Origin of the sequence: Microbacterium sp. (assembly GCF_030149085.1) — a bacterium.
Taxonomy (GTDB): Bacteria; Actinomycetota; Actinomycetes; order Actinomycetales; family Microbacteriaceae; genus Microbacterium.
In genome coordinates this window covers 1-6,363 of sequence record NZ_JASBSF010000051.1, presented here as the reverse complement: position 1 = coordinate 6,363, position 6,363 = coordinate 1, and the positions used below count along the sequence as shown (strand labels likewise).

Sequence of the window (6,363 nt, the reverse complement as noted above, 5' to 3'; positions counted from 1 at the left end):
ACACTCACTCCACTGCACCGGCCCGGTAGCCCACACCGCGCACTGTCGTGACGATGCGGGGGTTGTCGGGGTCGAGTTCGACCTTGGCGCGCAGCCGCTGCACGTGCACGTTGACCAGACGCGTGTCGGCCTTGTAGTGGTAACCCCAGACCTGCTCGAGCAGCATCTCGCGCGAGAACACCTGCTGCGGCTTGGAGGCAAGCGCGACGAGCAACTCGAACTCAAGGGGCGTGAGCGAGATCACCTCGTCGCCGCGTCGGACTTCGTGACCGGCGACATCGATCGTCAGGTTCCCGATCCGCAGTGTCTCCTGCGACGGATGCCCGCCGGGGCGCAGTCGTGTGCGGATGCGGGCCACGAGCTCCTTCGGGTTGAACGGCTTGACGATGTAGTCGTCAGCGCCCGACTCCAGTCCGCGCACGACATCGGCGGTGTCGGTGCGTGCTGTCAGCATGATGATCGGGATGCCTGACTCGGAGCGGATCGCCGTGCAGATCTCGATGCCGTCGCGACCGGGAAGCATCAAATCGAGCAGGATCAAGTCGGGACGTTCCGCGCGCCAGGTCTCGACAGCGGCGTTTCCGTCAGCGCAGAAGACCGTGTCGAACCCTTCCGTGCGCAGCACGATCCCGATCATCTCCGCCAGGGCGGTGTCATCGTCGACCACCAGGATGCGTGAGTTCATCGCGCCTTCGTTCCTTGCGTCCAGCCTGCGCACTGGCGGCAGGCAGCCGCGGGTGCTTCCCCCGAGAGTAGTCGACTCCACCTGTACGCACGCCGTTGATTCGCGCGCGCGTCGGCACCGGCCCGTGCGTCGGCGACGCGCAGGACCCAGCAGCGACGGGCACGAGCGGGTCTGCGTCCCGTGTGACACGATGGAACTCACGCCGATTCCAGCCCTGTAGGAGGAACCCGTGACCGCGTACCCGTCTTGGACGCCTGCGCCGCGGCCTGGGATCATCCCGTTGCAACCACTGACGTTCGGCACGATTCTGGGTCGCTCGTTTTCGGCGCTGCGACACAACCCGAAGGTGCTGCTCGGGTTCGCGATGGTCGTGCAGACGATCGCCTACCTCGTTGTCACCATCGCCATCTCGGCGGTCGCGTTCGCAAGCTTCTCGCGGCTCGACACCGTGCCGGCCGGCACCGACGAATGGGATGCCGTCCTGACGGGATCGATTACGCTCACCGCGCTATCGGGTCTCGTGCTCGGTCTTCTCGCGGGCGCCGTGGGTGTGCTCGTGCAGGCCGTGGTCATCTCCGATGTCTTGCACGCTGCGGTGGCCGAGAAGATGACGCTGCGGATGCTGTGGCAGCGTGTGCGGCCCGTGGCCTGGCGTCTGATCGGCTACACGATCCTGCTCTCGCTCGCGATCGGCGTGATCGTGATCATCGTCGGCGGGCTGATCGCCGTCCTGGCTGTCGCCGTTCCCGCCGCCGCAGTCATCCTCGGAATCCTCGTCATCCTCGCAGCCATCCCCCTGAGCCTCTGGCTGTCCGTGAAGCTGCTGCTCGTTCCCGCGGTCCTGATCGTGGAGCACACGTCGCTGGGCGCTGCTCTGGGGCGCTCGTGGCGGCTGTCGCGGGGCCGATTCTGGGTCATCTTGGGGATCATCGTGCTCGTCTCGCTCGTCTTCGGCGCCGTCGCCCAGGTCGTCAGCATCCCGTTCTCGTTCCTCGCCTCGGCCCTGACGACAGTGATAGCCCCCACGGGCGATGAGAGCGCAGCGGCGATCATCGGAATCGTCGCAACCCTCGGTCTCACGCAGATCGTGACCCTACTCATCCAGTCGGTCGCCGTCATCGTGCAGTCAACAGCCGCGGGGCTCGTCTACATCGACTGCCGGATGCGGCACGAGGGCCTCGATCTCGACCTGCTCGAGTACGTCGATCGCAGGGATGCGGGAGAGGCGGGCCTCCCCGACCCGTACGTCGTGCACATCGGCCGCGCCGTGCAGCCCCGGTGGCCTGCGGCGTACGCGCAACCAGCTCCGTTCGCCCCGCCGCCGGGGTACGTCATGACGCCTCAATCTGCAGCTGTGTCGACATCCGCGTCGCCGACACCCGCCACGCCGACCGCTGACCCGGCGTCGTCGACGCCTCCCGCGGGCCCCGATGACGACCAGACGACATGGGCGATGCCTCGGTGATCTCAGAGATCCCGCTCATCCCGGATGGCGAACAGGCTCGCGACTGGGCCATGCAGGAACTCGCGGATCCGGTCTATCAGGCGGCGAAGCCGACGTGGTTCGACCGAGCGGCACAGGCGGCGCGGGATGCGCTAGCTTCCCTGTTCTCGCCCGATGTCGCACCAGAGTGGGCAGCGATTCTCGCCCTCGTCGCCGCGATCATCGCCATCGCGGTCATCGTCATCGCGATTCTCGTGTGGGGAGTCCCCCGCCGGGCATCCTCACGGCGAGCCCGCACCGGTGAGCTCTTCGGCGACGTCGACTATCGAACTGCCGACGGACTGCGGACAGCAGCTGAGGCTGCCCGCAGCCGCCGGGACTGGGACGCGGCGATCGTGCTGCGCTTCCGGGCAGCAGCCCGCGGCCTGGCCGAACGAGGCTTGATCGAGCTTGCCCCCGGCACGACAGCCCGGCAGTTCGCGGTGCGAGCCGACGCGCTGACAGCGCCGACGAGCGGGCGGGTCGGAGACGCCGCCACCGTCTTCGAGGACGTCCGCTATCTTCAGCGGCCGGGGACCGAGGCCGGGTACGAGGTGGTGGCTGCGGCAGACAGCGCGCTGGCCCAGCTCGGGTCCGTGCGGGCCGATCCGGCCGAGGTGCCGGCGTCATGAGCCTCGACACCCGCGAGCGCCGCGCGGCTCGAGCCGATCTCCCAACCACCAGAGCCCGCCGGGGTTCGGCGGTCGGATGGATCGCCATCGTCGCAGCTCTCATCGCTGTCGGCATCGTCGGTGCGAGCATCGTCGGCGGCAGCGAATGGAGCCAGCGCGAGTCGCTCGATCCCGAATCCGCGGCCCCGACGGGCACCCGGGCGCTGGCACGCATCCTGGCCGATCAGGGCGTCGACGTGCGCATCGTCCGCTCGCACGAGCAGGCCGCAGCGGCGCTACGTGAGACCGCGGCAACGCTCGTGCTTCCGGATGCACCCGCGCTCTCCGACGAGGCGATCTCCGCCCTCACCACACCTGCGACAGACGTCGTCCTCATCGATCCGCGATCGCGGACGCTCCGCCTGATCGCCGACGGGGCGAACGCCGTCGGCGTCGCCGATGACGCGCTCGTGCAGCCGCAGTGCTCAGTGCCAGAGGCGCAGCGGGCGGGAGCGATCCGTCCGCGAACGGTCTTCGTCGGTACGGATGCCGCCCAGTGCTATCCGGCAGCGGGAGGCTATGCGCTGCTGGTGCGCGAAACTGTCCGCCCCGATGCGCCGGGTACGCAACGCGTCTCTGCCGTCGACGGCGCTGCACTGTTCACGAATGAACACCTGCCACAGGACGGCAATGCTGCCCTCGCGCTGGGCCTCATGGGCAGGAATGCGACGCTTGTCTGGTACGTCCCGTCCGTGGCCGATACCAATCTCGACCCCGCGAACCCGTCCCTCGGCGAGCTCACTCCGCCGTGGGTCAGCCCCGTGATCGTCCTGGTGCTGGCGGCTGCAGTCGCGGCGGCGCTGTGGCGCGGCATCCGTTTTGCACCGCTCGTGGGCGAGCGACTGCCGGTGACGGTACGCGGCGAGGAGACGACGCGGGGCCGAGCCCACCTGTACGCACGATCCGGCGACACCGCGCACGCCGCGTCCCTGCTGCGCCATGGTGCACGCGTGCGGATCGCGCGGTTGCTCGGCCTGTCAGGATCGTCGTCGGCAGCAGAGGTCGCCGACGCGCTTGCCAGCGCCTCGGTGACGTCGCGGGAGGATGCGCGAAGCATCCTGGATGGCGCCCCGCCACCGTCACGGCGCGACCTTGACGAACTCCACGACCGATTGCGCAGACTCGAAGCTGCAGCGCGCGCGGCACTTCACCCCGAAAGGAACGCCCCATGACGACTCCCGACCCGGCGCCGACGACTGCCGACGAATCCGTCCTCGGCGACGACGCCGCCCGCGCCGCCGTCGGGCGCGTTCGAACCGAGATCGGCAAGGCTGTCGTTGGACAGGATGCCGCCATCACGGGTCTCCTGATCGCGCTGCTTGCCCGTGGACATGTCTTGGTCGAGGGCGTACCCGGTGTCGCCAAGACGCTGTTGGTACGGGCGTTCAGTCGGGCGCTCGGCCTCGAAACGAAGCGCGTGCAATTCACGCCCGACCTCATGCCCGGTGACGTCTCGGGCTCCCTCATCTACGACGCTCGGTCAGGCGAGTTCGAGTTCCGCGAGGGCCCGGTCTTCACCCACATCCTGCTCGCCGACGAGATCAACCGCACACCGCCGAAGACGCAGGCTGCCCTCCTGGAGGCGATGGAAGAGCGCCAGGTATCCACCGACGGCGTGACCCGCCCGCTCCCCGATCCGTTCCTTGTCGCCGCGACCCAGAACCCGATCGAGCACGAGGGAACCTATACGCTCCCCGAAGCTCAGCTCGACCGGTTCCTCCTAAAGCTCATCGTCGATATGCCCGCACGCGATGCGGAAGTCACGGTGCTCCGCCGGCACGCCGACGGCTTCTCACCCCGCGACCTCGATGAGGCCGGGGTGCAGACAGTCGTCACCGCCGCGGACCTCCGGGCGGCCCAGGCGGCGGTGCGGGACGTCACCGCCACCGATGACGTCCTCGGCTACATCGTCGATCTCGCGCAAGCCACGAGGCAGAGCCCCTCGGTGCAGCTAGGTGCGAGCCCGCGCGCCGCCACGGCGCTGCTGGCGACGGCGAAAGCGTGGGCGTGGCTCGGCGGATCACCGGCCATCACCCCCGACCACGTCCAGACGATGCTGCTGCCGACGTGGCGGCACCGTCTCCGGCTTCGTCCGGATGCTGAACTCGAAGGGGTGTCGGTCGAAGCGCTGCTCCAGAGCATCCTGCAGCAGACCCGCGTCCCGCTGTGAGCCCCGCATGTATGTGACCGGTCGCTACCCGCTTCTCGTGGGTGCCGGCGCTGTTCCCGTGATCGTCGGTTCGGTCGGCGGAATCCCCGCCTGGGCAGGGGCAGCTGCCTGGCTCGGACTCTGCCTGCTGCTGCTGGGCATCGATGTGCTGGCCGCCCCCAATCCGCGTCAGGTGAGCATCACCCGCGCTGGACCGACGAAGGTGCTGCGTGACCAAGCAACCCAGGTCACGGCGACTGTCGTCAACACGGGTACGCGAGCCCTTCGCATCCGTGTTCGGGATGCCTGGCAGCCGACCGCGGGCGCCGTTACCGGAACGGCGGTGATACGGATCGAGCCGGGCGCGTCGGGCCGCGTGATCACGTCGCTGCTGCCTCGCCGACGTGGAGAGCTGCGTAGCGCCGGACTCGCGGTGCGATCAGCGGGGCCTCTCGGGATCGCGGGTCGCAGCACACTCATCGCGGTTCCGGGAAGCATCCGGGTTCTGCCACCGTTCACCTCGCGGCGTCACCTGCCCTCTCGTCTCGCGCGGCTGCGCGAGCTCGACGGGAACACCAGCGTCCAGGTGCGCGGACAGGGCACCGAGTTCGACTCGCTGCGCGAGTACGTACGCGGCGACGATGTGCGCTCGATCGACTGGCGTGCCACGGCCCGGGCCAGCGCAACAATGCTTCGCACGTGGCGTCCCGAGCGCGACCGCCACATCGTCATCATCATCGACACCGGTCGTACCGCCGCGACGCGCGTCGATGACGGCGTGAGACTGGATGCCGCGATGGAGGCAGCCCTCCTCCTCTCAGCCCTCGCAGCGCAAGCGGGAGATCACGTCCACCTGGTGATGTTCGACCGGGCGGTGCGTGCCCGCGTGACCGGCCGCGACGGCGCGGCTCTGCTGCCCGCCCTCGTGGACGCCATGGTCGCCGTGGATGCCGGTCTCATCGACACCGACTGGGACGCCGCTTTCGCACAGGCCCGCCTGCTGACCACCCGACCGTCGATGATCGTCGTGCTCGCGGCGCACGATGATCCCGAGGCTTCCCGCGGTTTCCTCGGTGCGCTCCCCCTCATTCCCGCCCACACGCACGTGCTCGTTGCCGCAGCACAGCCCGAGCCGACCGAGGCACCCCAATCCGACGCGTTCGAGGCCGCAGCGCGGGAACGGGCCCGCTGGGATGCCGACCGAATGGTGACGGCGCTCTCCCGGGCAGGAGTCGACGCACTGTCGGCATCCGCCGAGGACCTGCCCCCGCGCGTTGCCGACCGCTACCTCGCACTCAAGGCACTCGGTCGGCTCTGAGCACGCCGCCCGGGGGCCCAGATCGCGACCGGACCCGGTGAAAAGGGGCTGATTTCA

At 69.1% G+C, this 6,363-nt stretch carries 6 protein-coding genes; 5 read left to right on the top strand and 1 reads right to left on the bottom strand.

The window, feature by feature from the left end; translation table 11 throughout:
- Window positions 1-4 precede the first annotated feature (4 nt).
- Window positions 5-685: an MtrAB system response regulator MtrA gene (gene mtrA, locus Q1V87_RS02095; RefSeq protein ID WP_292711772.1), complete on the bottom strand. Its 681-nt coding sequence runs from the start codon at window positions 683-685 to the stop codon at window positions 5-7.
- A gap of 229 nt (window positions 686-914) precedes the next feature.
- On the opposite strand from mtrA, the gene Q1V87_RS02090 reads away from it, so the two are divergent.
- Genes Q1V87_RS02090 through Q1V87_RS02070 form a run of 5 tightly spaced genes read left to right on the top strand, consistent with a single transcriptional unit; the run spans window position 915 to window position 6,306 of the window.
- Window positions 915-2,150 (top strand): hypothetical protein, encoded by a 1,236-nt coding sequence (locus tag Q1V87_RS02090; protein ID WP_300590644.1) that lies wholly within the window; start codon window positions 915-917, stop codon window positions 2,148-2,150.
- On the top strand, window positions 2,132-2,800 hold the full coding sequence (locus Q1V87_RS02085) for a DUF4129 domain-containing protein (RefSeq protein WP_300590643.1): 669 nt from the start codon (window positions 2,132-2,134) through the stop codon (window positions 2,798-2,800). The genes Q1V87_RS02090 and Q1V87_RS02085 overlap by 19 nt, the downstream gene beginning before the upstream one ends.
- On the top strand, window positions 2,797-4,011 hold the full coding sequence (locus tag Q1V87_RS02080) for a DUF4350 domain-containing protein (protein ID WP_300590642.1): 1,215 nt from the start codon (window positions 2,797-2,799) through the stop codon (window positions 4,009-4,011). The genes Q1V87_RS02085 and Q1V87_RS02080 overlap by 4 nt, the downstream gene beginning before the upstream one ends.
- Window positions 4,008-5,009, top strand: a complete 1,002-nt coding sequence (locus Q1V87_RS02075; RefSeq protein ID WP_300590641.1) for a MoxR family ATPase — start codon at window positions 4,008-4,010, stop codon at window positions 5,007-5,009. Before Q1V87_RS02080 ends, Q1V87_RS02075 begins: the two co-directional genes overlap by 4 nt.
- 7 nt (window positions 5,010-5,016) lie before the next feature.
- Window positions 5,017-6,306, top strand: a complete 1,290-nt coding sequence (locus Q1V87_RS02070; protein ID WP_300590640.1) for a DUF58 domain-containing protein — start codon at window positions 5,017-5,019, stop codon at window positions 6,304-6,306.
- The last annotated feature ends 57 nt before the right edge of the window (window positions 6,307-6,363 follow it).